The sequence below is a fragment of the Streptomyces sp. NPDC019443 genome (assembly GCF_044389785.1).
In the GTDB taxonomy this organism is placed as follows: domain Bacteria; phylum Actinomycetota; class Actinomycetes; order Streptomycetales; family Streptomycetaceae; genus Streptomyces.
In genome coordinates this window covers 236,601-262,469 of the sequence record NZ_JBIRYJ010000007.1, presented here as the reverse complement: position 1 = coordinate 262,469, position 25,869 = coordinate 236,601, and the positions used below count along the sequence as shown (strand labels likewise).

The 25,869-nt window shown below is 71.6% G+C and carries 21 protein-coding genes and 1 pseudogene; 16 read left to right on the top strand and 6 right to left on the bottom strand.

All coding sequences use genetic code 11. From position 1 onward, the window contains the following. Positions 1 to 57: 57 nt before the first annotated feature. The 3 genes from ACH492_RS23695 (at position 58) to ACH492_RS23685 (ending at position 3,168) form a co-directional block, all read left to right on the top strand. Positions 58 to 807 (top strand): FadR/GntR family transcriptional regulator, encoded by a 750-nt coding sequence (locus ACH492_RS23695; RefSeq protein WP_398989593.1) that lies wholly within the window; start codon positions 58 to 60, stop codon positions 805 to 807. A 191-nt stretch (positions 808 to 998) separates the two neighbouring features. Beyond that, positions 999 to 2,444 (top strand): ethanolamine permease, encoded by a 1,446-nt coding sequence (gene eat, locus ACH492_RS23690; RefSeq protein WP_398989591.1) that lies wholly within the window; start codon positions 999 to 1,001, stop codon positions 2,442 to 2,444. Between the two features lie 43 nt (positions 2,445 to 2,487). Continuing rightward, positions 2,488 to 3,168 carry a gamma-glutamyl-gamma-aminobutyrate hydrolase family protein gene (locus tag ACH492_RS23685; protein WP_398989589.1) on the top strand — a complete coding sequence of 227 codons (681 nt, stop codon included), beginning with the start codon at positions 2,488 to 2,490 and terminating at the stop codon, positions 3,166 to 3,168. A 408-nt stretch (positions 3,169 to 3,576) separates the two neighbouring features. On the opposite strand, the gene ACH492_RS23680 is transcribed toward ACH492_RS23685, so the two are convergent. Beyond that, positions 3,577 to 4,515, bottom strand: coding sequence for a LysR family transcriptional regulator (locus ACH492_RS23680; RefSeq protein ID WP_398989587.1), 939 nt, complete (start codon positions 4,513 to 4,515; stop codon positions 3,577 to 3,579). 70 nt (positions 4,516 to 4,585) lie between these two features. Between ACH492_RS23680 and ACH492_RS23675 the strand changes: the two genes are divergently transcribed. Further along, complete coding sequence (locus ACH492_RS23675) at positions 4,586 to 5,770, top strand: TDT family transporter (RefSeq protein ID WP_398989585.1); 1,185 nt, start codon at positions 4,586 to 4,588, stop codon at positions 5,768 to 5,770. A 33-nt stretch (positions 5,771 to 5,803) separates the two neighbouring features. Here the strand turns inward: ACH492_RS23675 and ACH492_RS23670 are convergent, their stop codons facing one another. The 3 genes from ACH492_RS23670 to ACH492_RS23660 form a co-directional block, all read right to left on the bottom strand. Further along, positions 5,804 to 7,066: a S8 family serine peptidase gene (locus ACH492_RS23670; RefSeq protein WP_398989583.1), complete on the bottom strand. Its 1,263-nt coding sequence runs from the start codon at positions 7,064 to 7,066 to the stop codon at positions 5,804 to 5,806. Positions 7,067 to 7,301: 235 nt separating this feature from the next. Continuing rightward, positions 7,302 to 8,027, bottom strand: coding sequence for a helical backbone metal receptor (locus tag ACH492_RS23665; RefSeq protein WP_398989581.1), 726 nt, complete (start codon positions 8,025 to 8,027; stop codon positions 7,302 to 7,304). An 11-nt stretch (positions 8,028 to 8,038) separates the two neighbouring features. After that, the gene (locus ACH492_RS23660; protein WP_398989755.1) at positions 8,039 to 8,629 is read right to left on the bottom strand and encodes a helix-turn-helix domain-containing protein; all 591 of its coding nucleotides are present in this window, start codon (positions 8,627 to 8,629) and stop codon (positions 8,039 to 8,041) included. A 414-nt stretch (positions 8,630 to 9,043) separates the two neighbouring features. Here ACH492_RS23660 and ACH492_RS23655 point away from each other — a divergent pair, with 414 nt between their 5' ends. The 5 genes from ACH492_RS23655 (at position 9,044) to ACH492_RS23635 (ending at position 13,987) form a co-directional block, all read left to right on the top strand. Then, the gene (locus tag ACH492_RS23655; protein ID WP_398989754.1) at positions 9,044 to 9,949 is read left to right on the top strand and encodes a 5'-3' exonuclease H3TH domain-containing protein; all 906 of its coding nucleotides are present in this window, start codon (positions 9,044 to 9,046) and stop codon (positions 9,947 to 9,949) included. 51 nt (positions 9,950 to 10,000) lie between these two features. Next, a complete protein-coding gene (locus ACH492_RS23650; protein ID WP_398989579.1) occupies positions 10,001 to 10,843 on the top strand; it encodes a siderophore-interacting protein in 843 nt (280 codons plus the stop codon). A 291-nt stretch (positions 10,844 to 11,134) separates the two neighbouring features. Continuing rightward, the gene (locus ACH492_RS23645; protein ID WP_398989577.1) at positions 11,135 to 11,719 is read left to right on the top strand and encodes a sigma-70 family RNA polymerase sigma factor; all 585 of its coding nucleotides are present in this window, start codon (positions 11,135 to 11,137) and stop codon (positions 11,717 to 11,719) included. Beyond that, positions 11,716 to 12,462, top strand: a complete 747-nt coding sequence (locus ACH492_RS23640; protein ID WP_398989575.1) for an anti-sigma factor domain-containing protein — start codon at positions 11,716 to 11,718, stop codon at positions 12,460 to 12,462. Before ACH492_RS23645 ends, ACH492_RS23640 begins: the two co-directional genes overlap by 4 nt. Before the next feature lie 154 nt (positions 12,463 to 12,616). Continuing rightward, positions 12,617 to 13,987: a cryptochrome/photolyase family protein gene (locus tag ACH492_RS23635; RefSeq protein ID WP_398989573.1), complete on the top strand. Its 1,371-nt coding sequence runs from the start codon at positions 12,617 to 12,619 to the stop codon at positions 13,985 to 13,987. 10 nt (positions 13,988 to 13,997) lie between these two features. Here ACH492_RS23635 and ACH492_RS23630 read toward each other — a convergent pair whose 3' ends face one another. Continuing rightward, complete coding sequence (locus ACH492_RS23630) at positions 13,998 to 15,230, bottom strand: class I SAM-dependent methyltransferase (RefSeq protein WP_398989571.1); 1,233 nt, start codon at positions 15,228 to 15,230, stop codon at positions 13,998 to 14,000. A gap of 235 nt (positions 15,231 to 15,465) precedes the next feature. On the opposite strand from ACH492_RS23630, the gene ACH492_RS23625 reads away from it, so the two are divergent. After that, a complete protein-coding gene (locus ACH492_RS23625) occupies positions 15,466 to 17,010 on the top strand; it encodes an amino acid permease (protein WP_398989569.1) in 1,545 nt (514 codons plus the stop codon). A 108-nt stretch (positions 17,011 to 17,118) separates the two neighbouring features. Here the strand turns inward: ACH492_RS23625 and ACH492_RS23620 are convergent, their stop codons facing one another. Next, positions 17,119 to 17,751 (bottom strand): TetR/AcrR family transcriptional regulator, encoded by a 633-nt coding sequence (locus ACH492_RS23620; RefSeq protein WP_398989567.1) that lies wholly within the window; start codon positions 17,749 to 17,751, stop codon positions 17,119 to 17,121. Positions 17,752 to 17,912: 161 nt separating this feature from the next. On the opposite strand from ACH492_RS23620, the gene ACH492_RS23615 reads away from it, so the two are divergent. From ACH492_RS23615 to ACH492_RS23590, 6 genes and pseudogenes are all read left to right on the top strand, one after another. Next, positions 17,913 to 18,743, top strand: coding sequence for an urea amidolyase associated protein UAAP1 (locus ACH492_RS23615; protein ID WP_398989565.1), 831 nt, complete (start codon positions 17,913 to 17,915; stop codon positions 18,741 to 18,743). Continuing rightward, the gene (locus ACH492_RS23610) at positions 18,740 to 19,333 is read left to right on the top strand and encodes an urea amidolyase associated protein UAAP2 (RefSeq protein ID WP_398989564.1); all 594 of its coding nucleotides are present in this window, start codon (positions 18,740 to 18,742) and stop codon (positions 19,331 to 19,333) included. Before ACH492_RS23615 ends, ACH492_RS23610 begins: the two co-directional genes overlap by 4 nt. Further along, on the top strand, positions 19,330 to 22,854 hold the full coding sequence (locus ACH492_RS23605) for a 5-oxoprolinase/urea amidolyase family protein (RefSeq protein ID WP_398989562.1): 3,525 nt from the start codon (positions 19,330 to 19,332) through the stop codon (positions 22,852 to 22,854). Before ACH492_RS23610 ends, ACH492_RS23605 begins: the two co-directional genes overlap by 4 nt. A gap of 287 nt (positions 22,855 to 23,141) precedes the next feature. After that, entirely contained in the window at positions 23,142 to 24,797 is a 1,656-nt protein-coding gene (locus ACH492_RS23600) for an allophanate hydrolase (RefSeq protein WP_398989560.1), read from the top strand. Positions 24,798 to 24,809: 12 nt separating this feature from the next. Further along, a pseudogene (locus tag ACH492_RS23595) lies at positions 24,810 to 25,368 on the top strand (hypothetical protein). 79 nt (positions 25,369 to 25,447) lie between these two features. Next, positions 25,448 to 25,843 carry a nuclear transport factor 2 family protein gene (locus tag ACH492_RS23590; protein ID WP_398989558.1) on the top strand — a complete coding sequence of 132 codons (396 nt, stop codon included), beginning with the start codon at positions 25,448 to 25,450 and terminating at the stop codon, positions 25,841 to 25,843. Positions 25,844 to 25,869: the final 26 nt, after the last annotated feature.

Below are 25,869 nucleotides of genomic sequence, written 5' to 3'. Positions count from 1 at the left end.
GGGATTACGCCTCCTTGGGTCAGCCGGAAGCCATAAGGTATTACTGAAGACCAATGCATGGGAAGAGGAAACAGCGACGTGGCGAAGAAGAACGACGCGGCCGACCCGCTGACGCCCGTGCTGCGCCCTGTGCGCGCGGGCAACGGCTTCGAGGAAGCACTGGAGCAGATTCTTCAGCTGCTGCGCCTCGGACTGGTCGCCCGCGGGGAGCGGCTGCCCGCGGAGCGCGAGCTCGCGGAGCGGATAGGGATCAGCCGGGTCACGCTGCGCGAGGTGCTGAAAGTGCTCACCGACCAGGGGCTCGTGGAGAGCAGACGCGGTCGCTACGGCGGCACGTTTGTACTGCACCGCCCCGACACCCACGGCGAGGACGAGCTGCGCCGACGCGTGGCGGAGGTGGACGTCGAGGACACCCTGCGCTTCCGCGAGGTGCTCGAGGTGGGGGCCGCCGGGCTGTGCGCCGCGCACGGCCTGTCCGACGAGGGCGCGGAACGGCTGCGTACGGCCCTGGCCGCGACGCACGACGCGCCGCTCACCGAGTACCGGCGCCAGGACACGCTGCTGCATCTGACCCTCGCCGAGCTCTCCGGCTCCCCCACGCTGACCGCGCAGTACGCCGCGGTGCGCGCCACGCTGAACGATCTGCTGGACTGCATTCCGCTGCTCGTACGAAACCTCGAACACTCGCAGCACCAGCACACGGCGCTGGTCGACGCGGTGCTCGAGGGGGACGCGGACGCGGCGCGCGAGGTGATGCGGGAGCACTGCGAGGGGACGGCGGCGCTACTACGCGGCTTCCTCTCCTGACGCTCTCCTGCACTCCTCGCCTGCTCCTCGCCCGCCCCTCTCCTGACCCTCGCCCGCCCCTCTCGTGACCCTCTCGTGACCGTCGACGGCGACCGAACCGTAACCGCAGCTTTACGCACAGGGCTTGCGCATTCCCGATACCTGCCGCAAAGGTGTCCGCACAAACCATTGACCTCTGCCAGGAGCGACTCATGGCCGAAGGCACCACCACACGCGAACAGTCCCCCGCCGACGACGCCTATCTGAACCGCCGCACCCTGCGCAGGGGCAGCGCCGGCTGGCTGCTCCTCACGGGGCTCGGCGTCGCCTATGTCGTCTCCGGCGACTTCTCCGGCTGGAACATCGGCCTGTCCAAGGGCGGCTTCGGCGGGCTCGCGATCGCCACCCTCCTGATGGGCGCGATGTACGCCTGTCTCGTCTTCGCACTCGCCGAGTTGTCGGCGATCCTGCCGACGGCGGGCGGCGGCTACGGCTTCGCCCGCCGCGCGCTCGGCACCTGGGGCGGGTTCCTGACCGGCACCGCGATCCTCATCGAGTACATACTCGCGCCCGCGGCGATCGCCATCTTCATCGGCGACTACGTCGAATCGCTCGGCCTGTTCGGCCTGGAGTCCGGCTGGCCGGTCTATCTCGCCTGCTTCGCGATCTTCATCGGCATCCATCTGTGGGGCGTCGGCGAGGCGCTGCGTTTCAGCCTGGTGGTGACGGCGATCGCGGTCGCGGCGCTGCTGATCTTCGCGGTCGGCGCGTTCACGGAGTTCAGCGCGGGCGGTCTGGACGACATCCCCGTCGACAAGGACGCGTTCGGCTCGGGCTCCTGGCTGCCGTTCGGCCTGCTCGGCATCTGGGCGGCGTTCCCCTTCGGCATGTGGTTCTTCCTCGGTGTCGAGGGCGTGCCGCTGGCGGCGGAGGAGGCGAAGGACCCGGTGCGCTCGATGCCGCGGGCGCTCGCCATCTCGATGGGGATCCTGGTGCTGCTGGCCGTGCTGACGTTCTTCGCCTCGACGGGCGCGCAGGGCTCCGCCGCGATCCAGGAAGCCGGAAATCCGCTGGTGGTGGCGTTGCAGGGGAGCGGCGATCCGACACCGCTGAGCCGCTTCGTCAACTACGCGGGCCTGGCGGGCCTGGTTGCGTCCTTCTTCTCGCTCATCTACGCGGGCTCGCGCCAGCTCTTCGCGCTCTCCCGGGCCGGCTATCTCCCCCGCTTCCTCTCCCTCACCAGCCGGCGCAAGTCGCCGTACCTCGGGCTGCTGATCCCCGGTGCGATCGGCTTCGCGCTGGCGGCGGGGACGGGCAACGGCGCGCGGATGCTGAACATCGCGGTCTTCGGCGCCACGATCAGTTACGCGCTGATGGCTCTGTCGCACATCGTGCTGCGCCGCCGCGAGCCGGAGCTCCCGCGCCCGTACCGCACACCCGGCGGCACGCTCACCTCGTCCGTCGCCTTCATCCTTGCGCTGTCCGCGCTGGTGGCAACGTTCCTCGTGGACAAGGACGCGGCCTTCATCGCGCTGGGCGTCTACGCCGTCGCACTCGCCTACTTCGCGATCTACAGTCGCCATCATCTGGTGGCGCGGGCTCCGGAGGAGGAGTTCGCGGCGCTGGCGGCGGCCGAGGCCGAACTCGAACGGGACTGAGCCCAAAACAGGATGCAAGGGAACGGAACAGAACGGAGTCACTGTGTCCAAGCCGCTCATCGGCGTCACCACGTACCTGGAGCCGGCCGTGTGGGGCGTGTGGGAGATGCCCGCGGCGCTGCTGCCGGCCGGATACCCCCGCCTGATCCAGGCGGTCGGCGGCCTCGCGGCGCTCCTCCCGCCCGACGACCCGGCCCAGGCCGAGCCGGTCGTGTCCCGGCTGGACGGCCTGGTGATCGCGGGCGGCGCGGATGTCGAGCCCGTACGGTACGGGGCCGAGCCCGAGGAGCGTACGGGCCCGCCGGCGCGGGACCGGGACGCGTGGGAACTGTCCCTGATCCGGGCGGCGTTGGCATCCGGGACGCCGCTGCTGGGGATCTGCCGGGGCCTGCAACTGCTGAACGTTGCGCTCGGCGGGACGCTGGTCCAGCACCTGGAGGGGCACGTCGGGGGTGTGGGCGTCTTCGGCGCCCACACCGTCAAGCCGGTCCCGGGGACGCGGTACGCGGAGATCGTCCCGGAGGAGTCGTCGGTCCCGACGTACCACCACCAGTCAGTGGACCGCCTGGCCGACACCCTCGTGGCGAGCGCGCACGCGGAGGACGGCACAGTGGAGGCGGTGGAGCTGTCGGGAGCGGGGTGGGCGCTGGGGGTCCAGTGGCATCCGGAGGCGGGGGACGACATGCGGGTGATGTCGGCGCTGGTCGCCGCGGCGAGGCCTTGACGGAGGCCTTTCCCACGACTGGGGCTCCGCCCCGGACCCCGCGACGCAAACGCCGGCGAGGCTGAACATTCGGCCTGACGGGGCTCCGCCCCGTACCCCGCTCCTCAATCGCCGGAGGGGCTGAAATTTCGCGTCCGGGACCGCGCCTCAATCGCCGGCGAGGCTGGATTTTCGCCCCGGCGGAAATCCAGCCCGTTGGGGGTCTCCCCCGGACGAAGTCTGGGGGAGATTGAGGACACTTCCCCTACGCCCTGAGGGCGTGGGGGGACCCCCAGAAGGGCGTACGGGGTCTGGGGCGAAGCCCCAGTTCGGGGGGGTCCCCCCCACGCCCGCCAGGGCGTAGGCGGAGGGCGCGGGAACGCCCGCCGCAGGCGCATCCGCGCCCCCGCACCCCCGGGGAATCCGGCGTCAGCCGGACGTCGGGCGTCTCCTCGTCAGCGTGAGCAGATCCCGCGCCGGGCCCGTCGGCCGGTGGGACGTCGGCCAGACCGCGCGGAGAGCGCGCCGGAGGTCGACCGAGGCCAGCGGGATGCTCGTCAGGCGGCGCGCCGTCAGTTCCTCTGTGATCGCCAGTTCGCTCAGGACCGCCGGGCCCGCACCACTCACCGCCGCTGCCTTGACCGCCGTGGTGGAGGCGAGTTCGAGCAGCGGTTCGGCCAGGCCGCCGCAGTCGGACAGGGCCGAGTCGAGGACCTGACGGGTACCCGAACCCCGTTCGCGCAGGATCAGCGGCGCGGCGGCCAGCTCCGCCGCGGTCAGCGGGGCGCGGCGGCGGGCCCATGGATGGCTCGGGGCCACGACCACCAGGAGGCGGTCGTGGCCGATGACCGCCCCGTCGAGGCCGTCCGGCACGGACAGGCCCTCCACGAAGCCCAGGTCCGCCTCGCCCGCGAGCAGGCGCTGAGCCACCACCGCGGAGTTCCCGGCCAGCAGCGAGACCGCCGTGCCGGGGCGCCCGGCCCTGAGCGCGATCAGCCACCCCGGCAGCAGGTACTCCGCGATGGTCATCGAAGCCGCCACCCTGAGCCGCGAATCGCGCCGCCCTCGCAGCGCCTGCGCCCCCGCGTCGAATGCCTCCGCCGCCTCCACGACGCGCAGCGCCCAGTCCGTGACCAGCGCCCCCGCGTCCGTCAGCCGGGACCCGCGCGGAGAGCGGTCGACCAGAGCCACCCCCAGCTGGCGTTCCATCGAGCGGATCCGGCTGCTCGCCGCCGGCTGGGTGATGCCGAGCTCGCGCGCCGCCCGCCCCAGGCTGCCGTGCCGCGCGACGGCAAGCAGCAGCTCGAGCGCGCCCAGGTCCGGCACCCGGTGCGCCAACGGCACCCGTTGTTCTTCCTCGTCGCTCATAAATCCAGCTTATGGGGCCATAGGTGAGAGATCCCTGGTGGGGAGTCCTGGCCCAGGTGAGAGTGAAGACATGGTCACCGCCGTGCAGCCCCACCCCCGCCGCCGCACTGCCGCGTCCATCCTCACCACCGTACGGCTGCCCGCCCTCCGCCACCTCGGCCCCAACTGGTACGCGACCGTCATGGGCACTGCCATCGTCGCGAACGCCGGCGCTGCCCTGCCCGTCGGCATCCCCGGCCTGCGGACGGCCTGCACCGCGGTGTGGACGCTGTCCGCCGCGCTGCTGGCCGTCGTCCTCGCCGCCCGCGCCGCGCACTGGGCCCACCATCGTGACCAGGCCCGCGCCCACCTTCTCGACCCGGCGGTCGCGCCCTTCTACGGCTGTCTGTCGATGGCGCTGCTGGCCGTCGGCATCGGCACCCTGACCGTGGGCCGGGACGTGATCGGCGAACCCGCGGCCGTGGCGACGGCGATTGCGCTCTTCTGCGCCGGCACCCTGACAGGGCTCGCCGCCGCCGTGGTCGTCCCGTATCTGATGGTCGTACGCCACAAAGTCGCACCCGGCACTGCCTCTCCCGTGTGGCTGCTGCCCGTCGTCGCCCCGATGGTCTCCGCGTCCTTCGGCCCTCTCCTGGTACCGCGGCTGCCTGCCGGGCAGTGGCGGGAGGCGATGCTGCTGGGGAGCTACGCGATGTTCGGGGTCAGCCTGCTGGCCTCGCTGCTCATCCTGCCGATGGTCTTCGCCCGGCTGGTCCACCACGGCCCGCTGCCCCTCGCGCTGACCCCCACCCTCTTCCTGGTGCTCGGCCCGCTCGGCCAGTCGACCACCGCGGTCAGCAAGCTGGCGGACGTGGCCCCGGGCGCGATCCAGGCACCGTACGCCGAAGGGCTCGCCGCCTTCGCCGTGATCTACGGCATCCCCGTGATGGGCTTCGCCCTGATGTGGCTGGCGCTTGCCGGTGCGATGGTCGTTCGGGCCGCGCGCGACGGCATGCCGTTCGCGCTGACCTGGTGGGCCTTCACTTTCCCGGTCGGCACCTGCGTGACCGGCGCGGAGGGCCTTGCGCGCCACACCGGCCTGGCGGCCATCGAATGGCTCGCGGTCGGCCTGTACGCGTTCCTCGTCGCCGCATGGGCGGTGACCGGCGTCCGTACGCTGCGCGGCCTGTTCGGCGGAGCGCTGCTCGCAGCGCCTGTGAAGACGGGCTCGACGCGTGTGGGCGCGCACCGATGCCGGTGCGCGCCCACATCATGATTCAGGTGACAGCCGTCGGAAGGACGGCCGCCGTCAGAAGTTCGTGAGTCTGAGCAAAGGCTCCTTGGTGCCGTCGCCGTCCTGGGACGGCCAGGTCCAGTCGAAGCTGCCGGCAGCCTGCAGAGCCGCCTTGACGGTCTGGGGCGATGCACCGGAGTTTTTGGCCAGGTACAGGGCTGCGCCGCCCGCGACGTGGGGCGCGGCCATCGACGTGCCGGACATCGTCGTATAGCCGCCGGAGCTGGAGGTGGAGCGGATACACACCCCTGGCGCGATCAGGTCGACATCGGGGCCGTAGTTGGAGAAGTTGGCGAAGGTGTCGTCCACGTCGCTGCGGCACGTCGCCGCGCCGAGACCCCCCGGTTTGCCGTTGAAGTCGGCGAGGGCGCTGACGGTGATCACCTCGTCGTACGCGGCTGGGATCATGTTCGCGGCGTCGGAGTGGTCGTTGCCGGCCGCCACCGCGTACGTGACGCCGGCGGCGACGGAATTGCAGATCGCCTGGTGCATGGCGTCGTTGTTGGTCTTGCCGCAGTTGCCGTCGTCGGTGCCCGATCCGCCCAGGCTCATGTTGGCAACCTCGATCTCGTCGGCGTGCTCGGTGACGTGGTCGATGCCGCAGATGACGTTCGAGGTGCTGCCGCTGCCGAGGGGGCTGAGCACCTGCACCGGCCAGAGCCGGACGCCCGGTGCCGTACCGACCACGCCGGTGCCGTTGTCCACGGCGCCGATGGTTCCGGCGACATGCGTGCCGTGGCCGTGGAAGTCGTAGGGGGGCAGCAAGGACAGCCAGCAGCTCTTGCCGCCGGCCCGGTACACGTTCAGGTCGGGGTGGTTCGGGGCGATCCCGGTGTCGATGACCGCGACGTCGGCGTCCACCCGGGCGTCGTCGACACCGTCGATGTCCGCCGTGGGGCTCTGGTCGGCCTCCACCCGGTCCACACCGGTCGGGGTCGACTGGGCAGTGGCATGCACCACCCGGTCGGGCTCCACCGAACTCACCCGGGGGTCGTCGGCGAGCTTGGCTGCGACGCTGGGGCTCATGGACGCCGAGTAGCCGTGAAGGGCGTAGCGGTACACGTGCTGCACCCTGGCACCCAGGGTGGATGCCTGCTCGACAGACGCGTCCACAGCCTCGTTCATATCGGTGCCCTCGGGGGCGGCTGTGTCCTTGAGGGTCACGATGTACCCGCCGGGGATCTGGTCGGACTGTGCGGGCGCCTTGGCCATCGCGGGGGTCGGTGATGCGGCCGCAAGCACGAGCGCAAGGAGGGCGATACCGAAAATTTTGGGCATCCCGGACCTTTCTTGAGGGCATGTGAGAGCCGAGACTCAACCCGGTGTTTCTGGGGAGTTCATGGCATGTCTGCTTCGCTACCGCGTTCACAGCTAGCAGGTTTGCGGCGGTGCGGCAGCCCGACATCCGGCGGTCACCGGATTCTCTGACCACCTGTCAACCATGTGGTCCCGTCCGGCCCCCGCCGATACGACGATCGGTTCGCCCGCCCCCAGCCGGTGGCACGGGCAGGTTTCAGCCCAGCTGCCGGGTTGCTCGTCGCAGCGCCGCGCCGAGCACCGAAGGCGCCTGGGCCAGCGACGGCCCGTACCAGGTCAGATGCCTGCCGCTGACCAGCGCGGCCGGCATCGCCGGAAATGCCTCGGGCCCGTCGTCCGCCGCGAAGCGGTACGGCTCGTCGGGCAGGACCGCAAGCTGGGCGCCGCTGTCCCGCAGTTCGTCCACAGGGATGCGTGGATAGCGCTCGGCGTGCCCCGCGTACACGTTCCGAACGCCGAGCCGGGCCAGCAGATCGCCGGCGAAGGTGTCGCGGCCGAGCACCATCCACGGCCGCCGCCAGACCGGCACGACCGCCTGCCACTCCCCCACCGGCGCGACCGCGGACCACGCCTGCCGCGCCTCGTCGAGCCAGCGCGGCCGGGCCTGCCCGCAGACGGCTGCCAGCACCCGCTCCAGCTCGCGGAACGCCTGCTCCAGGTCGCGTACCTCCGTCTCCAGCACCTCGATACCCGCAGCCCGCAGCGCGGCCAGATCGGGCGCCCGGTTCTCCTCCTCGTTCGCGATCACCAGATCGGGCCGTAGCCCGATCACCGCCCCCACGTCCGGGTTCTTGGTGCCCCCGATCCGTACGACATCGAGTTCGGCGGGGTGGCTGCACCAGTCGGTGGCCCCGACCAGCCGTCCGGGCGCACTGACGGCCACGGCCTCGGTCAGCGAGGGCACCAGCGACACGACGCGCACGCGGCCGCCCCTCAGCGCCGTGGCTCGGGCCCCGCGTCGTCGATGTGGTCGGCGACCGAGACGACGAGGATCCGGGTGTCGGGGGCGGTGGCGCGCCACCGGTGCCGTACGCCGCCGGATAGGAAGAGGGTGTCGCCGCGCGCCAGCCGGTAGGCGCGGCCCTCCGCCTCGACCTCCGCGGCGCCGTCGGCGACGTACATCAGCTCGTCGTTGCGGTGCTGGAATTCGCGTCCCGGATCATGCTCCCCGGTGAATTCCAGGGCCTGCAGTTGGTGGTGCCCCCGCACGAGCCGACGGGGCCTTGTGCCCGGCGGCCGTGCCCCTTCCGCTGCCGCGCGTACGACATTGACGGTGCGCGCTGCGTCGGACGCGGCAAGCAGTCGGCCGGTCGTGGTCTCCAGGGCGTCCGCGACCCGCTGGAGGGAGCGCATGCTGGGGCGGGCCCGCTCGTTCTCGACCTGGCTGAGGAAGGGCACGGAGAGGCCGCTGCGCGCCGCGACCGCGGCGAGAGTGAGGTCCAGGGCACGGCGGCGCCTGCGCACAGCGGCGCCCACCCGAAGGGGTTCGGTCTCCTTCGGGTCCTTCGGGCCCATCGCATCCATCGCGTCCATCGCGTCCTTCGCGCCTTTCGCGTCCATCTGCCGGGCTCCCCTTCCCTGGTCCAGTCTCACCTTACGCAGCTTCCTGCCCGGGCTTCCCTGCAAGTCCATCCCCGTGCGGGCCGGCCCGCGGACCGGAAAGCCACAAGGGGTGGCTCCGCCACTGGCGGGGCCACCCCTTGTACATGTTGCGGGCTACTTTGCGGGCTACTGCGGAGCCATCTTTTCCGCTATGCCGGGTTCTGCTTCATCCAGGTCTTCACTGCTGAACTCTGGCGAGGGGAGTCCACTTGTCGGCGAGGCCCGGGTCCTCCTCGAGCCAGGCGCGGACCGCGTCCTGCTCCTTCGCACGAAGGGCAGCGCACGGGGTGGCTGTCAGTGGGGTGCGGCATCATCAGGTCTGTGACGCGACGCCTGATGCTCCTCGACACTGCTTCCCTGTACTTTCGCGCCTATTTCGGGGTCCCGGATTCGGTCCGGGCCCCCGACGGCACCCCGGTCAACGCCGTGCGCGGGCTGCTCGACTTCATCGCGCGACTGGTCCAGGACCATCGCCCCGACGACCTTGTGGCCTGCTGGGACAACGACTGGCGGCCGCAATGGCGGGTGGAGCTGATCCCTTCGTACAAGGCGCATCGCGTCGCCGTGGAGACGGCGACGGGTCCTGACGAGGAGGAGATCCCGGACACCCTGACACCCCAGGTCCCGGTGATCATGGACGTGCTCGACGCGCTCGGCATCGCGCGCGTCGGGGCCGACGGGTATGAGGCGGACGACGTCATCGGCACCCTCACCGGGCGTGCGACCGGCCCGGTCGACATCGTCACCGGCGACCGCGACCTGTTCCAGCTGGTCGACGACGTGCGCCGGCGGCGGGTGCTGTATCCGCTCAAGGGCGTCGGAACGCTCCAGGTGACGGACGAGGCATGGCTGCGCGAGAAGTACGGCGTCGACGGCCCGGGGTACATCGACCTGGCACTGCTGCGCGGCGACCCGAGCGACGGGCTGCCGGGCGTGCCCGGGATCGGCGAGAAGACCGCGGCCAAGCTGCTGGACACCTTCGGCGATCTGGCCGGGATCATGGCCGCCGTCGACGACCGAACCGCGAAGCTGACGCCCTCGCAGCGCAAGCGGCTGGACGAGGCCAGGGATTATGTCGCGGTCGCGCCGAAGGTCGTACGGGTCGCGTCCGACGTGCCGCTGCCCGACTTCGACCCCGCGCTGCCTTCCGAGCCCCGCGATCCGGCGACGCTCGACGAGCTGGCCGCCCAGTGGGGGCTCGGCGGCGCCCTGACGCGACTGCTGTCCACACTTCAGCACTGAGGTGTTAACTTAGGCTAACCTAAGCAGCGTACGAGCCCAGGGGAGACCGCCGTGACAGAACGACCGGCCCGCAAGGCACCGAAGCCCTACGAGGCGCGGGTGGTGCGCACCGAGCGGATCACCCCGCACATGGTGCGTGTCGTCCTCGGCGGTGAAGGGCTGGCGGGATTCGGTCTCGACGGGTTCACCGATCACTACATCAAGCTGCTGTTCGCGCCCGTGGGCGTGAGGTATCCGGAGCCGTTCGACATCGAGCGGATCCGCGCGGAGTTCCCGCGCGAGCAGTGGCCCGCCAACCGCACCTACACGGTACGGAGTTGGGACCCGGCCCACCGTGAGCTCGCGGTCGACTTCGTGGTCCACGGCGACGAGGGCCTGGCGGGCCCGTGGGCGGCGCGGGCGCGCGTGGGCGACACGATCAGGATCCAGGGCCCTGGCGGCGGCTACGCCCCGGACCCGGCGGCCGACTGGCATCTGCTGGTGGGCGACGAGAGCGCGCTGCCCGCCATCGCCGCGTCGCTGGAGCGGATGCCGGCGGGCGCGCACGTCCATGCCTTCGTCGAGGTCGCGGGCCCCGAGGAGGAGCAGAAGATCGTCACGCCGGACGGAGTGGAGATCAACTGGCTGCACCGCGGGGCGCGGCCGGTGGGCGAGGCGTTGGTGGCGGCGGTGAGCGCGCTGGACTTCCCCGAGGGCGACGTCTGCGCGTTCGTCCACGGCGAGGCGGGCTTCGTGAAGGAGCTGCGCCGCCAGCTGCGACTGGACCGGCAGATTTCGCGCGAGCGGCTGTCGATCTCGGGGTACTGGCGGCTCGGCCAGTCGGACGAGGCGTGGCGCGCGGTCAAACGCGAGTGGAACGAACAGGTGGAGCGCGAACAGGAGAAGGCGGCCTGACGCTGGCTCCCCTCGGCCCCCGGTTGCGCGATGCGGCCGGGGGCTTTCGCGATGAGGTGTGGGGGTTTTCGCCAAGCAGCGGGGGCTCTGTCGACCGCCAGGGCCCAAGTCCGCCCTTGCCAACGCCATGCGCCCAACTGGCGACCCACGCCCGGATAGCTGCCTCGCCGCTGACCGTCATCCGGTCACGTGCAACCATCTGCGGACCCGGACCAATCCGCCGCTCCATGGGCTCCGAATGCCTGGTGGAATCTGTCCGGACGACATGCCCGCACAGTGGAGGAAAGCCGCGTGAACCAAGCCGTACACATCGGCGGACCCGCCTCGGCGGGGCCCGATCTGCAGCAGCTGCTCGGCCTGGTGGCCCAAGGCGACCAGGAGGCTTTCTCCCGGGTGTACGACGCGGTCTGCGGTCCGGTCCTGGGGCTGGTGCGCGCCGTACTGCGCGACCCGGCCCAGTCCGAGGAGGTGACGCAGGAGGTGCTGATCGAGGTGTGGCGTACCGCGGCGCGCTTCCAGCCGTCCCGCGGATCGGCGATGACCTGGATACTCACGCTCGCCCACCGCCGCGCCGTGGACCGGGTCCGGTCGGCCCAGGCCGCCACCGACCGAGAGCGGCGGGCGGCACTGCTCGAGCAGACCCCCGCCTACGACGAGGTCACCGAACAGGTCGAGGCCCGGCTGGAGCGTGAGCAGGTACGGCGCTGTCTGCGCGGCCTGACCGAGCTGCAGCGGCAGTCGGTGACACTCGCGTACTACCGCGGGCTGGCCTACCGGGAAGTGGCCGAACTGCTCTCCGTGCCGCTCGGCACGGTCAAGACACGACTGCGCGACGGGCTCATCCGGCTGCGCGACTGCCTGGGGGTGAGCGCATGAACGCCGCTGATCTGCACACGCTGACCGGCGCCTATGTGCTGCACGCGCTGTCGCCCGACGAGCGCGCCGAGTTCGAACGGCACCTTCTGCTCTGCCCGGCCTGCGGCCAGGAGGTGCGCGAACTGGCCGCCACCGTCGGCAAGATGGGACTCGCTATGGCTGTGACGCCGCCGCCTGCGCTCAAGCAGCACGTGCTGCGGCGGATCTCCGCCGAGCGCCAGGAGCCGCCCCGCGTCTCGCGGGCCCACCGAGGTGCCGCCCGCCGCGGCCGGGCGGCGTCGCGCTTCGTGCTGGCGGCCTGTCTCGCCGCCGCCGCCGCCTTCGGCGGGGTCGCCGCCTGGCAGCACCAGGAGGCGCGGGACGCACGCGAGGACGCGCAGCGCTCACAGCGGCAGGCCGAGGAGCTGGCCTCGGTGCTCGCCGCGCCCGACGCCAGGGTGAGCGCAACGAAACTGCCGGAGGGGGCACGCGGCACGGTCGTCGTCTCGCACAGCAGGAACAAAGCGGCCTTCCTCACCTCCGGGCTGCCCAAGCCGCCGCAGGGCAAGGTCTACCAACTCTGGTTCGAGGACGGGGGAAAGATGCGTCCCGCCGGTCTGATGGACCCCGCCGTCACCGACAACGCCGTACTGATGGACGGACCGGTGGGCGCGGCTTCGGGCATGGGCCTGACTGTCGAACCGGCGGGCGGCTCCCCCGAGCCGACCACCGATCCGCTCGCCCTGATGCGCTTCCCCACCTGACGCGCGTTCTGATGCGCTTCCCCACCTGACGCGCGTTCTGATGCGCGTTCCCGCCTGATGCGTGTTCCCGCCTGATACCCGTTCCCCTGGACGCCTTTCGCCGACTGCTGCATTTCCCCGCCTGTTGCACTTCCCACCCGAGGAAGGACGGCTCATGAGCGTTGCGGTCATGCTCTTCACTTCCGATCTGCGACTCCACGACCAGCCGGCGCTGCGCGCAGCCCTGCGCGGCGCCGATGCTGTGGTGCCGCTGTTCGTGCTCGACCGGGGCGTGCACCGGGCGGGCTTCGACGTGCCCAACCGCCGTGCCTTTCTTGCCGACTGCCTGGCCGCGCTGGACGCCGGGCTGCGCGAGCGCGGCGGCCGACTGGTGATCCGTACCGGCGAAGTCACCGAGCAGGTCTGCCGGGTGGTCGCCGAGAGCGGAGCCCGCTCGGTGCATGTCGCGGGAGGCGTCAGCGCGTATGCCGTACGCAGGGAAGCGCGGCTGCGCGAGGCGCTGGAGGCGGTCCGGTGCGCCCTGCACGTCCATGCGGGGGTGGTCACCGCGCTGCCACCGGGGCGCGTGACGCCCACAGGCCGCGACCACTTCTCGGTGTTCACGCCATACTTCCGCAGGTGGGAGGCGGCCGGGCTGCGTGCGGCAGTGGCCGCGCCGCGCAGCGTGCCGGTCCCGGAGCTCGCCGGCCATCCGCTCCCGCGGCGCACCGCGGTCGCCGGGGTGTCGCCCGGGCTCGCCAGGGGCGGCGAGCCGGAGGCCCGACGGCGGCTGAGCCGCTGGCTGGCCGACGAGAGCGGCGGCATCGCGGCGTACGAGCGGCGGCACGACGATCTGCCGGGTGACGCGACCTCCAGGCTCTCGCCCCATCTCCACTTCGGCACGCTCTCCGCCGCAGAAGTCGTCCAGAGAGCACGCGGCAAGGGCGGCCCGGGCGCGGACGCGTTCGTACGGCAGCTGGCCTGGCGGGACTTCCACCACCAGGTCCTCGCCGCCCGGCCCGATGCGGCCCACGCCGACTACCGTGCCCGCGGCGACCACTGGCGAAGGGACGAGAAGGAGATCGCCGCCTGGAAGAACGGCAGGACCGGCTGCCCGATCGTGGACGCGGCGATGCGCCAGCTGCGGCACGAGGGGTGGATTCCGGGCCGCGCGCGGCTGCTGGCGGCGAGCTATCTCACCAAGACGCTGTACATGGACTGGCGCATCGGCGCCCGCCACTTCCTGGACCTCCTGGTGGACGGGGACATCGCCGACAACCAGCTCAACTGGCAGTGGGCGGCGGGCACCGGGACCGACGCCCGCCCCAATCGCGTCCTCGATCCGCTCGCGCAGGCGAAGCGGTTCGACCCGCACGGGGATTACGTACGCCGCTGGGTCCCGGAGCTCGCGCAGGTGGCCGGGGCCGCCGTCCACGAGCCGTGGAAGCTCGACGGCCTGGAACGGGCCAGGCTCGACTATCCGGACCCGTTGGTGGAAGTGGCGGAGGGGCGGGCGCGGTTCGAGCGGGCGCGCGGCCTGGACTGATCCGCGCGGCTCAGGAGGCCATCTCTTCCTTGGTCAGCAGCACTTGCTGCACATCCAGACAGCCCGCGCGGAAACCGGCCTCCGAGTTGGCGAGATAGAAGGTCCACATCCGGCGGAAGGTCTCGTCGAAGCCGAGAGCTTCGACATCGGCGGCGCGCTGGGTGAAGCGTTCACGCCACAGCCGCAGCGTCTCGGCGTAGTGCGGGCCGAAGCGGATCCGCTCGGCCGGCCGCAGACCGGTGCAGCGGGTGACGATCTGCCCGATCGCCTCGGTCGATGGCAGCGGCCCGCCCGGGAAGATGTACTTCTGCGTCCAGGCGTACGTGCTGCGGGAGGCCGCCGGCCTCTCGTGCGGCATCGTGATCGTCTGGAGGGCGACCCGGCCGCCTGGCGCAAGCAGCCGGTCCAGGGTCATGAAGTACTGCGGCCAGTGCTCCTGGCCGACGGCCTCGATCATCTCCACGCTGACGATTGCGTCGTAACGGCCGAGCACCATCCGGTAGTCGCGCAGCAGGACGGTCACGCGGTGCTCAAGACCGGCCTCGCGGACGCGCCGCCGCACCAGTTCCTGCTGCTGCCGCGAGAGCGTGACGGTCAGCACGCGCGCGCCGCGCCGCGCCGCCCGGATCGCCAACTCACCGGAGCCGGCCCCGATTTCGAGCAGCTGAGTGCCCGCGCCGACCCCCGCCAGGTCGAGCAGTCGGTCGATCTTGCGGTGCTGCGCGGCGGGCAGCAGGTGCTGCTCTGCCGGGAAGCCGCGGAAGAGGGCGGAGGAGTAGGAGAAGGTCTCGTCGAGGAAGAGCGCGAACAGTTCGGTGAGCAGTTCATTGGGCATGTCGTAGGGCAGGTCACCGGTGCGGTGTTCGGCAGGCTGCCGGGGCGGCCGGGCTCCGCGCTGCCGCCGGCGCGGCCCGGGGACGAGCGTGGCCGCGTGTTCGGCGAACACGGTCAGCACACCGACGAGGTCGTGGGCCTCCCACTCGCCGGCCATGTACGACTCGCCGAGGCCGACGAGGCCGACGGAGCCGATGCGCCGGAGGAACGCGTGCGGGTCGTGCACCACCATGAGCGGTCCGCCCCGGCCGATCGGGGCGCCGCCGGCGAGGCGCACCCGTAGCGGCAGCCTGCCGACGGCACGCCGGACGAGCCGTTCGGCGGCGGCCGTCCGCATCCGGGGCGCTCGGGGCAGGGTGGCCACATCGGGCCACCGCCGGGCGTCGACGGACGCGGTTCGCTCAGACACCGAGGACGCGGGGGACGCGGGGGACGCCGGAGACACGGACACGCTCACTTCACACCCTCCAGGAAAGCTGACGGGGACGGAGTTGATTCGGTGCGATGGCGGCCCCGGATTGGTCGAGTGGGAGATCTTTCGGGCGTGAGGACTTGGGCCCCCTACGGACATGGGCGCGTGACGCCGGTGAAACAGCTCGTCCCTAATTTCTGTCACCCGACAGGAAACAGCGACAGGGGCTGCCATGACCGCCACCGCAACCACGGACGTACGGCCCGATCCTCCGGAGACGGGCCAGGGCGGCGACGCAGCCGCGCTGGCCGGCTTCGGCTACCGGCAGGAGCTGCACCGCAGCATGGGGCGGTACGCCTCCTTCGCGGCCGGGTTCTCCTTCATCTCCGTCCTCACCACCGTCTTCCAGTTCTTCGCGTTCGGCTACTCCTTCGGCGGCGCCGCCTTCTTCTGGACCTGGCCCGCCGTGCTCGTAGGCCAGTTGCTCGTCGCGGCCTGCTTCGCCGAACTCGCCGCCCGCTACCCGCTGTCGGGCGCGATCTATCAGTGGTCGACGCGGCTCAGCACCCCGTCCTTCGGCTGGTTCGCGGGTTGGATCATGGTGATCGGCCAGGTGGTCGTGGTCGCCGCGGCAGCCCTGGCACTCCAGGTCGTACTCCCGGCGATCTGGTCCGGCTTCCAGCTGTTCGGCGGCGACCCGTCGCCGATCACGCCGTCGGGCGCCGCGAACGCCGCGCTGCTGGCGGTCGTACTCCTCGCCCTGACAACTCTGGTGAACCTCCTCGACAACCGCGTCATGTCGGCGGTGAACCGCATCGGCGTGACCGCCGAGATCATCGGCGCGGTACTGATCGTCGTACTCCTTCTCACCCACTCCGAGCGCGGCCCGGGCGTCACCCTGCACACCGGCGGCCAGGGCGGGGCGATCGGCGCGCTGCTCGTCGGCTCCTTCACCGCGGCGTACGTCCTCATCGGCTTCGACAGCGCGGGCGAGCTGAGCGAGGAGACCCGCAGCCCCCGCCGTACCGCTCCGCGCACGATCCTGCTCGCGCTCGCCTCGGCCGGTGTCCTCGGCGGGCTGTTGCTGCTCGGCGGGGTACTGGCCGCGCCGAGCCTGACGGACGGGCGGCTCGCGACCGAGGGTCTGTCGTACGTGCTCACCAGCAGCCTCGGCGACGGCGTCGGCAAGGCGCTGCTCGTCGATGTGGTGATCGCGATCGCCGTGGCAATCCTGGCGATCCAGACGGCGGGAGCCCGGATGCTCTTCTCGATGGCGCGCGACGGGGTGCTGCCCTGCTCGGCCCGCCTCGCGAAGGTCTCCCCGCGCACCGGAATGCCGGCCGGACCCGCCCTGGTCGTGGGTGCCGCGGCGGCAGCGCTCGGCATGCTCAACCTCGCGTCGCCGGAGGCATTCCTCGCCATCGGCACGACATGCATCGCGATGCTGTACCTGGCGTACGCGATGGTGACGGGCCCGATGCTGGTCCGCCGCCTGCGCGGGGCCTACGGCCGCGACACGGGCCTGGACGAGGCGGGCAAACCCCTGTTCTCACTGGGGCGTTGGGGCCTGCCGGTCAATGCACTGGCCCTCGTCTACGGCCTGGCGATGACGGTCAACCTCGCCTGGCCGCGGGCCGCGGTGTACGACCCGTCGGGCGGCCACTGGTACTTCCAGTGGTTCACGGTGCTCTTCCTGGTGGTCACGGTAGCCGCCGGAGCTGCGTGGCGGTGGCGGATGCCTCGGGGAGCACAGCGTTACGACGGCCGCGGCGCATAAACGCCGCGTGCGGGCCGGACACCGTCAGCGTCGCAACGGGTCCTGGGCACCGCCCGGTTTCGGGAGGGGTGGGGTGGGGTGGGGTGGGGAAACCCAACCGCCACCTCGTTACCGAACCGCGCCCACAATCCTCAGCGCCGCGTCCGCCGTCGCCCCCGCAAACGCCCCCACCGCCCTCTCCGGGTCCGATCTGTGGACCAGGATCACGCCCTCGATCAGTCCGAACACCAGGTCCGTACGGAGCACCCGCTCCCCCTTGTCCAGCGCACCCCCCGCCGCCGTCGCCCCCAGCAGCTCCCCGTACGCCGCCTTCAGGTCCGTACGCACCCGGTGGAAGCTCGTGAAGCGTTCGCCCCGGACCTCCGGGAGCAGGTACAGCGCGCCCAGGTTGTGCGGGCCGCCGCACAGCAGTTCCACGTCCGCGCGGCACAGCTCCCACAGGCGTTCCTCCGCCGGGCGCGCGTCGTCCGCGAGCAGCCGGAGTGCGAGCATCAGGGACGGGGCCACCGTCGACTCGAGGAGCTCAGCGAGCAAGTCCTCCTTGCCGCTGAAGTAGTGGTACATCGTCGCCTGCCGCATACCCGCGCGCTCCGCGACCGCCCGGGTCGTGGTCGCCGCGTAGCCGCTCGTGGTGAACAACTCCGCTGCGGCCAGGAGGAGTTCGTCCCGCGCGGACATCCCGCTGTCCGGCCGCTGCGTCGCGCGCGGCCGGCCGACCCGTCGTCCCCTGGTGGTGCTCATGCTGCCGATCGTCGCACACGCCCCGAACACCCCCTGCGCCGCGATCACGGTGAGCGTTCCGTAACCGTGCGGCAACGGACGGGCAATGGCACGGACTCCCTCTCGCCCTAATTTCTGTCACGCGACAGAAATGACCGCCGAGCCGGAGGAGGCACACCGCCATGGCGACCGCGACGAGGACGACATACGGGGCCCGCGAACACGCCCGCGCCCAGGACGGCGCGTGCGCCGAGGCCATGCCCGTGGTCCCTGCCACCGACTGGCCCACGCCGCCCTGCGAGGCCGGACATCTGGTGTGGGCGGAGACCGTCGCCGGCGGCAACTACACGCACCGCGTCCTCGCCCGGGGCACTGAGCTGCGCCTCACCGACCTGCGCGGGGACGCCTGCGCCCATCTGCTCCTGTACGTCGACGGCCGCCCCTGGGAACGCCTCAACGCCGCCGACACGGTCAAGGTCCAGTGGAACGCCTACCTCCGCACCGGCGGGCTCCTGCTGTCCGACCAGGGGCGAGTGCTCGCCACCCTGATCGCCGACACCGCCGGCCGCCACGACACACTGTGCGGCACCTCCACCCTCGTACGGAACACCCACCGGTACGGAGACGGAACCCCGCAATCCGCGTCCCCCGCAGGCCGCGAACTCCTCACACTCGCCGCGCTCAAGAACGGCCTTGAGCCGCGCGATCTGCCGCCCTCTCTGTCCTTCTTCCAGGGCGTGGAGGTACGCGACGACGGCACCCTCGAGTTCACCGGCTCCGCGGGCCCCGGCGCCTCCGTAACGCTCCGTGCCGAGCAGGATCTGACCGTGCTGATCGCGAACGTCCCGCACCCGCTGGACCCGCGCCCGGAGTACGTCAGCACCCCGCTGGAGGTGCTGGCCTGGCGCGCCGCCCCCACCACGCCCGGTGATCCGCTCTGGGAGGCCACTCCCGAGGGCCGCCGCGCCTACGCGAACACCGCTGATTTCCTTGCCGCAAGGGGCCAGTCATGACAGTCGTACCCGCACGCGCCGCCTGGTCCGCCGTCGTCCGCGCCGGCGAGCAGCTGACCATCACCGATCTGCACGGCAACCAGGCCGTGGACTTCCTCATCTACGACGCCCATGACACCGCCGTCCGCTACAGCGCCGCCGACACCGTCCACGCCCAGGGCAACATCTTCCTCACTACGGGCAGCGTGCTGATGTCGAACGAGCACACCCCGCTGATGACCGTCACCGACGACACCTGCGGCCGCCACGACACGGTCGGCGGCGCCTGCTCAAAGGAATCCAACACCCTTCGCTACGGCCACCACACCTGGTCGCAGCACGCGTGCGTCGACAACTTCCTCGCGGAGGGCGCGCGTAATGGCCTCGGCAAGCGCGATCTCGTCTCCAACGTCAACTGGTACATGAACGTCCCCGTCGAGAAGGACGGCACGCTCGGCATCGTGGACGGGATATCCGCCCCGGGGCTGCGGGTGACCTTGCGCGCCGAGACGGACGTCCTGGTCCTCGTCTCCAACTGCCCCCAGATCAACAACCCTTGCAACGGCTTCGAGCCGACCGCCGTGGAGATGACGATCGGGACGCCGGCATGACCTTTGACACGCTGCTGGTCGCCAACCGCGGCGAGATCGCCGTACGCATCATCCGCACCGCCCGCCGCCTCGGGCTGCGTACGGTCGCGGTCTTCTCCGACCCCGACCGCTCCGCGCCCCATGTCCGGCTCGCCGACGAGGCGGTACGGCTCGGGCCTGCGCCCGCCAAGGAGTCGTACCTCGACGCCGATCTCGTGCTCAGAGCCGCGAAAGACACCGGCGCGGCCGCCATCCATCCCGGCTACGGCTTCCTCTCCGAGGACGCGGACTTCGCACGCCGCTGCGAGGATGCCGGGATCGTGTTCGTCGGGCCGACCGCCGAGCAGTTGGAGCTCTTCGGCGCGAAGCACACCGCACGGGCCGCAGCCGAGGCTGCCGGAGTCCCGCTTGCCCCCGGTACCGGGCTGCTGACCGGGCTCGACGCCGCGCTGGTGGCCGCGGACCGGATCGGCTTTCCCGTCATGCTCAAGGCCACGGGTGGCGGCGGGGGCATCGGCATGCAAGCGGTGTACGACGCCAAGGGCCTGGCCGAAGCGTGGGAGCGCGTGCAGCGCGTCGCCGCGGCCTCCTTCTCCTCGGCCGGGGTCTTCCTCGAGCGACTCGTCGAGCACGCCCGCCATGTCGAGGTGCAGGTCTTCGGCGACGGAGAGGGCCGGGTCGTCACCCTCGGCGACCGCGACTGCTCGCTCCAGCGCCGCAACCAGAAGGTGGTCGAGGAGGCCCCGGCGCCTGGCCTGACCGATTCCGTACGCTCGCACCTGGCCGCATCCGCACGGGAGTTGTGCGCGTCGGTCGGCTACCGCTCGGCCGGCACGGTCGAGTTCGTGTACGACGCGGCCCGCGAGGAGGCGTACTTCCTGGAGGTCAACACCCGCCTCCAGGTGGAACACCCGGTGACCGAGGAGATCTACGGCGTAGACCTCGTCGAGTGGATGCTGCGCCTCGCGCAGGGCGAGACCTCGGTCGTACGAGAGCCCGGCGCTCCGCGCGGCCATGCCGTGGAGGCGCGCCTCTACGCCGAGGACCCCAGCCGCGACCACCGCCCAAGCGCCGGGCTGCTGACCCGGGTTGCCTTTCCCCCGGAGCCCCCAAGCCCCTCAGATCCCTCAGGCGTTCGCGTCGACGCGTGGATCGAGACGGGGACGGAGGTCACGACGGCGTACGACCCGATGCTGGCCAAGGTCGTGGCGTACGGAACCGATCGCGCCGACGCCCTCGCCCGGCTGGACTCCGCGCTGGCGGCGACGCGCGTCGACGGCATCGAGACGAACCTGGGCCTGGTGCGGGCGGCGCTCGCGGACGCGTCCGTACGGGCCGCCGAACACACCACCGCGACCCTGGCGACCATCGCCGACCCCACGCCACGTATCGAGGTCGTGGCATCGGGCACCCTCACCACCGTTCAGGACTGGCCGGGCCGCACCGGCTACTGGCAGGTCGGCGTCCCACCGTCCGGGCCGATGGACGACCTCTCCTTCCGTCTCGGGAACCGGGCGCTCGGCAACGACGAAGGCGCGCCCGGCCTGGAGTGCACGCTCCAGGGCCCGACGCTGCGCTTCAGCCACGCGACGACGGTCTGCGTGACGGGCGCGCCCGCGCCGGTCACAGTGGACGGCGAACCGGCAGCGCAGTGGGAGCCGTTCACCGTCCCCGCGGGCGCGTCGCTGGCGATCGGCGCGCCCGCCGACCGTGGCCTGCGCACCTATGTCCTCTTCGCGGGCGGCGGCCTGGACGTGCCGGACTTCCTGGGCAGTGCGGCCACGTTCACGCTGGGCCGCTTCGGGGGACACGGCGGCCGTCAGCTGCGCGCGGGCGACGTCCTCCACGGCGGCGCGGCCACACCGCCGGGCGCGCCCGTCCCGCACTCCGACCGCCCTTCCTTCAACGATGTCTGGCACATCGCGGCGGCCGAAGGCCCGCACGCGGCGCCTGAGTTCTTCACCGAGGAGGACATCCACGACTTCTACGCCGCCGAGTGGAAAGTCCACTTCAACTCGGCGCGCACCGGGGTACGGCTGATCGGCCCGAAGCCGCGCTGGGCACGCACGGACGGCGGCGAGGCGGGCCTGCACCCCTCCAACATCCACGACACGCCGTACTCGGTCGGCGCCGTCGACTACACCGGCGACATGCCGGTCCTGCTGGGCCCGGACGGCCCGTCGCTCGGCGGCTTCGTCTGCCCGGCGACGATCCTAAAGGCCGAACGCTGGAAACTGGGACAGCTGCGCCCGGGCGACACGGTCACCTTCCTGCCGGTGACGGCCGACGGCGCTCCGCGCCCGGACATCGTCGACGGCGGGATTCTGGGGCGGGGCGAGTCGGTCACGTACCGCCGCAGCGGAGACGACAACGTACTGGTCGAGTACGGCGAGATGCAGCTCGACCTCGCTCTGCGGATGCGGGTCCACGCGCTGGCAGAGGCAGTGGCGGCGGAGGGCCTGCCGGGGGTGGTGGACCTGACCCCGGGCATCCGCTCGCTCCAGATCCACACCGACCCCGACATCCTCCCCCAGCGGACGCTGCTGTCCGTGCTGACCCGCATCGAGTCCAGGCTCCCGCCCACCGATGCCCTTGTCGTCTCTTCTCGCACGGTTCATCTCCCGCTGTCCTGGGACGATCCGGCGACCCGGGAGGCGATCGCCCGCTATATGGCAGGGGTACGGGACGACGCGCCCTGGTGCCCGTGGAACATCGAGTTCATCCGCCGGGTCAACGGCCTCGAGTCGGTCGACGACGTGTACCGCACGGTCTTCGACGCGGAGTACCTCGTACTGGGGCTGGGCGACGTCTACTTGGGCGCCCCGGTCGCCACTCCGCTGGATCCGCGCCACCGCCTGGTGACGACGAAGTACAACCCGGCGAGGACCTGGACCGCGGAGAACTCGGTCGGCATCGGCGGCGCGTATCTGTGCGTGTACGGCATGGAGGGACCGGGCGGCTACCAGTTCGTGGGCCGCACGACCCAGGTGTGGTCGCGCTGGCAGGAACGACCCTGGCTGCTGCGCTTCTTCGACCGGATCAAGTGGTACGCGGTGGATGCGGGGGAACTCCTCGAGCTTCGGGCCGACATGGCGGCGGGCCGGTTCACGCCGCGTATCGAGGAGGGGACCTTCTCGCTGGCGGACTACCAGCGCTTCCTCGCCGACAACGCGCCGTCGATCGCCTCCTTCCGCACCCGCCAGGCACGCGCCTTCGCCGAGGAACGCGACGCCTGGGAGGCCTCTGGCGAATTCGCCCGAGCGGCCACGTCCACCGCGCTCCCGGCCCCTGCCGCCGAACCGGACGTCCCACCGGGGAGCCTGGTGCTGGAGGCCGAATTCGCGGCATCGGTCTGGCAGTTGAACGCCGAACCGGGAGCGGAGGTCTCAGCGGGCCAGCCGCTGCTGACCCTGGAGGCCATGAAGATGGAATCCCGCATCCACGCCCCGTACGCGGCGCGTGTCACCCGCTTCCTGGTCGCCCCCGGCACCCAGGTGGAGGCAGGCACCCCGCTGGCCGTCCTGACCCCGACGAACTCCTGACCGGGGCGGAGTCCTTCCCCCACCCGCCCGCCGCCCGCCCGCAGAGCTTCGCCCGGGAGGTACCCCCATCCCTGAACCGGGGCTCCGCCGCGGACCCTCCCCCTACGCCCTGCGGGCGTGGGGGGACCCTCACACCTCAATCGTCGGCGGGGTTGAAAGATTGAGCCCGTCCGGCGATTGAGGACTGGGGGTCTGGGGGCGAGCCCCCGGTTCAGGGAAGGGGCGGGGTGGGGGACAAATCCCCCAGCCCGCACCCCAGCCGCCCGCACCCCAAGGAGCCGCCCCCCATGCCGACCCCCACCCCCGCCCTCACCCGCATCCGCATCCGTGCCGCCTACGACCTCATCCACCGCACCCACCGCCCCGACATCTGGATCACCCTCCGCCCCCGCGCCGACGCCGAAGCCGACGCCCGCGACATCGATGAGCGACTCGCCGCCGGCGTGCACCTCCCCCTCGCCGGGCGCACCCTCGCCGTCAAGGGCAACATCGACGTCGAGGGCCTCCCCACCACCGCCGGCTGCCCCTCCTACGCGTACGACCCGCCCACCGACGCCCCCGCCGTCGCCCGGCTCAAGGCCGCCGGCGCCGTCGTGCTCGGCAGCACGAACATGGACCAGTTCGCCACCGGCCTGGTCGGTACCCGCTCGCCCTATGGCGCGGTGCACAGCGCCACCGACCCCACCCGCGTGGCCGGCGGATCCAGTTCCGGATCCGCCGTCGCCGTCGCCCTCGGCATCGCCGACATCGCGCTCGGCACGGACACCGCAGGCTCCGGCCGCGTCCCCGCGGCGTTCAACGGCATCGTCGGGCTGAAGCCCACCTGCGGCCTCGTCCCCACCGACGGCGTGGTCCCGGCCTGCGCGAGCCTCGACTGCGTCAGCGTTTTCGCCCGTACGCTCCAGGACGCCGAGCTCGCCCTTGCACTCATCTCCACAGGCCCGGTCCGCGAGCAAACGGCCCGCGCCCCCGGCCCCTGGCGGATCGCCGTGCCGCCGAGTGCCCAGCTGGGACCGATGGACCCCGGCTGGGAGGAGGCGTACGAAGCCGCGGCCGCACGCCTTGAGGCCGCCGGGGCGCAGCTCGGAGCCATCGACCTCACGCCTTTTACCGACGCCGCCTCGATGCTCTACGAAGGCGCGTTCGTCGCCGAGCGCTACACCGCCGTGGGTGCATTCATCGACAAGGCGACAAATGACCTCGACCCCACCGTCGCCGCCATCATCCGCCGCGCCCGCGATATCCCCGCCCACCAGCTCTTCGCCGACCAGGCCCGCCTCGCCGCCCTCCGCGACCAGGCCATGGCCGCCCTCGCCGCCACAGACGCGGACGCGCTCCTGCTGCCCACCGCTCCCGGCCACCCCACCCTCGACGACGTCGCCGCCGACCCGGTCGGCGCCAACGCCCGCCTCGGCCGGTTCACCAACTCCACGAACCTCTTCGACCTGGCCGCGGTGGCAGTCCCGGCCGGCGACGTGGACGGCCGCCCGTTCGGCGTCATGCTGGTCGGCCCGCCAGGCACGGACGACCGCCTCGCCCGGATCGCGGCACACCTCACCCCGCCCACCCGCCTCGCCGTCGTCGGCGCCCACCTCACCGGCCAGCCCCTCAACCCCCAACTCCTCGCCCTCGGCGCGACGTTCAAGGCCACGACCACCACCGCCCCCGCCTACCGGCTCTTCGCCCTGCGCACCGAACCGCCCAAGCCGGGCCTCGTCCACGTAGGCACGGACAACGGACAGTCAATCGAGGCCGAGATCTGGGAGTTGCCCCCCGAAGGCCTCGGCGCGCTCACCGCCGCCCTCCCCCGCCCCATGGCAATCGGCCGGGTAGAGCTCGCCGACGGCACCACCGCCCCCGGTTTCCTCTGCGAGCCCGCCGCCCTCGACGAGGCCGAAGACATCACCGAGTACGGCGGCTGGCGGGCCTACAGGAACAGTTGACTCGACCCCAACATGCCTGTCCCACTGGGCATATGCGCCCTCGGCTGCGGCTGGTCACCCGCGACCGTCGCAGCAACCAATGAAGGCGCCGAAGTCACGGCCCGCTCCGGCCCGTCCTTCGACAAGGAGTACACACTCAAGCTCGCCCGGGCCCATGAGGACCACGGCTGGGACCGCGTCCTGTTCGCGTACGGCGCTTCCCCGTACAACAGCCGCGTCCGCGCGTCTCGTTCGGCGGCTCCTCGCCCGCGGCGTACGAGGCAGGTGGCGCAGAGGCGGACATCACTCCTCGCCGCCGCCGCCGCGCAGGGCGAGCGCCACGACAGGGCGCTATGGACTCCTACCGCCGCCGAAACGGGCGGCGCGGGCAACTCGACGGCACTGGTCGGCACTGGCCGGAACGCCCGAGACCGTCACCCAGGCGCTGCTCGACTACTACGACCTGGGCGTGGAGATCCTTTCCGCCCGCGGCTACGACCTGCTGGACGACGCCATCGACTTCGGCCGCCACGTGATCCCGATCGTGCGCGAGGAAGTCGCCAAGCGAGACGCGGTCACGTCCGCCGCGTGACGCCTGCGTGGACAGCCCTCCACACCCGGCGGAGGATGGAGGAAATGGGCATCCATAGGGACGAAAGGTGTGAACAACTATGGCTGAACACCCGGACTGCGTCCTTGTACGCCAGGGTTACGCAGCGTTCGTGTCGGGTGACATGGAGACACTCGGCTCCCTGATGACGAAGGACGTCGTCCACCACGTGCCGGGCGACAACCCGCTCTCCGGCCACCACAAGGGCCTCGATGCCGTTCTCCAGCTATACCGCAAGCTCGGCGAGGAGACCGACGGCACGATGCAGATCCAGCTGGAAGCGGTGCTGGCCGACGGGCGCGGGCACGCCATGTCACTTCACACAATGCGGGCCGACCGGGGCGACCACGGCATCGAGATCCGCGAGGGCCTCTTCTTCACCATCGTCGGCGGAAAGATCACCGACATCGACGAGTGCTCCGAGGACCTCGACGAAGAGGACAGGTTCTGGGGCTGACCACCCAGAGCCGACCGGACGCTGAC

What these genes read in the sequence shown, in the direction of transcription:
- ACH492_RS23610 (WP_398989564.1), top strand. Translation starts at nt 18,740, where the DNA reads ATGACAGTCGTACCCGCACGCGCCGCCTGGTCCGCCGTCGTCCGCGCC.
- ACH492_RS23600 (WP_398989560.1), top strand. Translation starts at nt 23,142, where the DNA reads ATGCCGACCCCCACCCCCGCCCTCACCCGCATCCGCATCCGTGCCGCC.
- ACH492_RS23640 (WP_398989575.1), top strand. Translation starts at nt 11,716, where the DNA reads ATGAACGCCGCTGATCTGCACACGCTGACCGGCGCCTATGTGCTGCAC.
- ACH492_RS23660 (WP_398989755.1), bottom strand. Translation starts at nt 8,629, where the DNA reads ATGGATGCGATGGGCCCGAAGGACCCGAAGGAGACCGAACCCCTTCGG.
- ACH492_RS23620 (WP_398989567.1), bottom strand. Translation starts at nt 17,751, where the DNA reads ATGAGCACCACCAGGGGACGACGGGTCGGCCGGCCGCGCGCGACGCAG.
- ACH492_RS23605 (WP_398989562.1), top strand. Translation starts at nt 19,330, where the DNA reads ATGACCTTTGACACGCTGCTGGTCGCCAACCGCGGCGAGATCGCCGTA.
- ACH492_RS23670 (WP_398989583.1), bottom strand. Translation starts at nt 7,066, where the DNA reads ATGCCCAAAATTTTCGGTATCGCCCTCCTTGCGCTCGTGCTTGCGGCC.
- ACH492_RS23635 (WP_398989573.1), top strand. Translation starts at nt 12,617, where the DNA reads ATGAGCGTTGCGGTCATGCTCTTCACTTCCGATCTGCGACTCCACGAC.
- ACH492_RS23695 (WP_398989593.1), top strand. Translation starts at nt 58, where the DNA reads ATGGGAAGAGGAAACAGCGACGTGGCGAAGAAGAACGACGCGGCCGAC.
- ACH492_RS23680 (WP_398989587.1), bottom strand. Translation starts at nt 4,515, where the DNA reads ATGAGCGACGAGGAAGAACAACGGGTGCCGTTGGCGCACCGGGTGCCG.
- ACH492_RS23590 (WP_398989558.1), top strand. Translation starts at nt 25,448, where the DNA reads ATGGCTGAACACCCGGACTGCGTCCTTGTACGCCAGGGTTACGCAGCG.
- ACH492_RS23615 (WP_398989565.1), top strand. Translation starts at nt 17,913, where the DNA reads ATGGCGACCGCGACGAGGACGACATACGGGGCCCGCGAACACGCCCGC.
- ACH492_RS23675 (WP_398989585.1), top strand. Translation starts at nt 4,586, where the DNA reads ATGGTCACCGCCGTGCAGCCCCACCCCCGCCGCCGCACTGCCGCGTCC.
- ACH492_RS23625 (WP_398989569.1), top strand. Translation starts at nt 15,466, where the DNA reads ATGACCGCCACCGCAACCACGGACGTACGGCCCGATCCTCCGGAGACG.
- eat (WP_398989591.1), top strand. Translation starts at nt 999, where the DNA reads ATGGCCGAAGGCACCACCACACGCGAACAGTCCCCCGCCGACGACGCC.
- ACH492_RS23655 (WP_398989754.1), top strand. Translation starts at nt 9,044, where the DNA reads ATGCTCCTCGACACTGCTTCCCTGTACTTTCGCGCCTATTTCGGGGTC.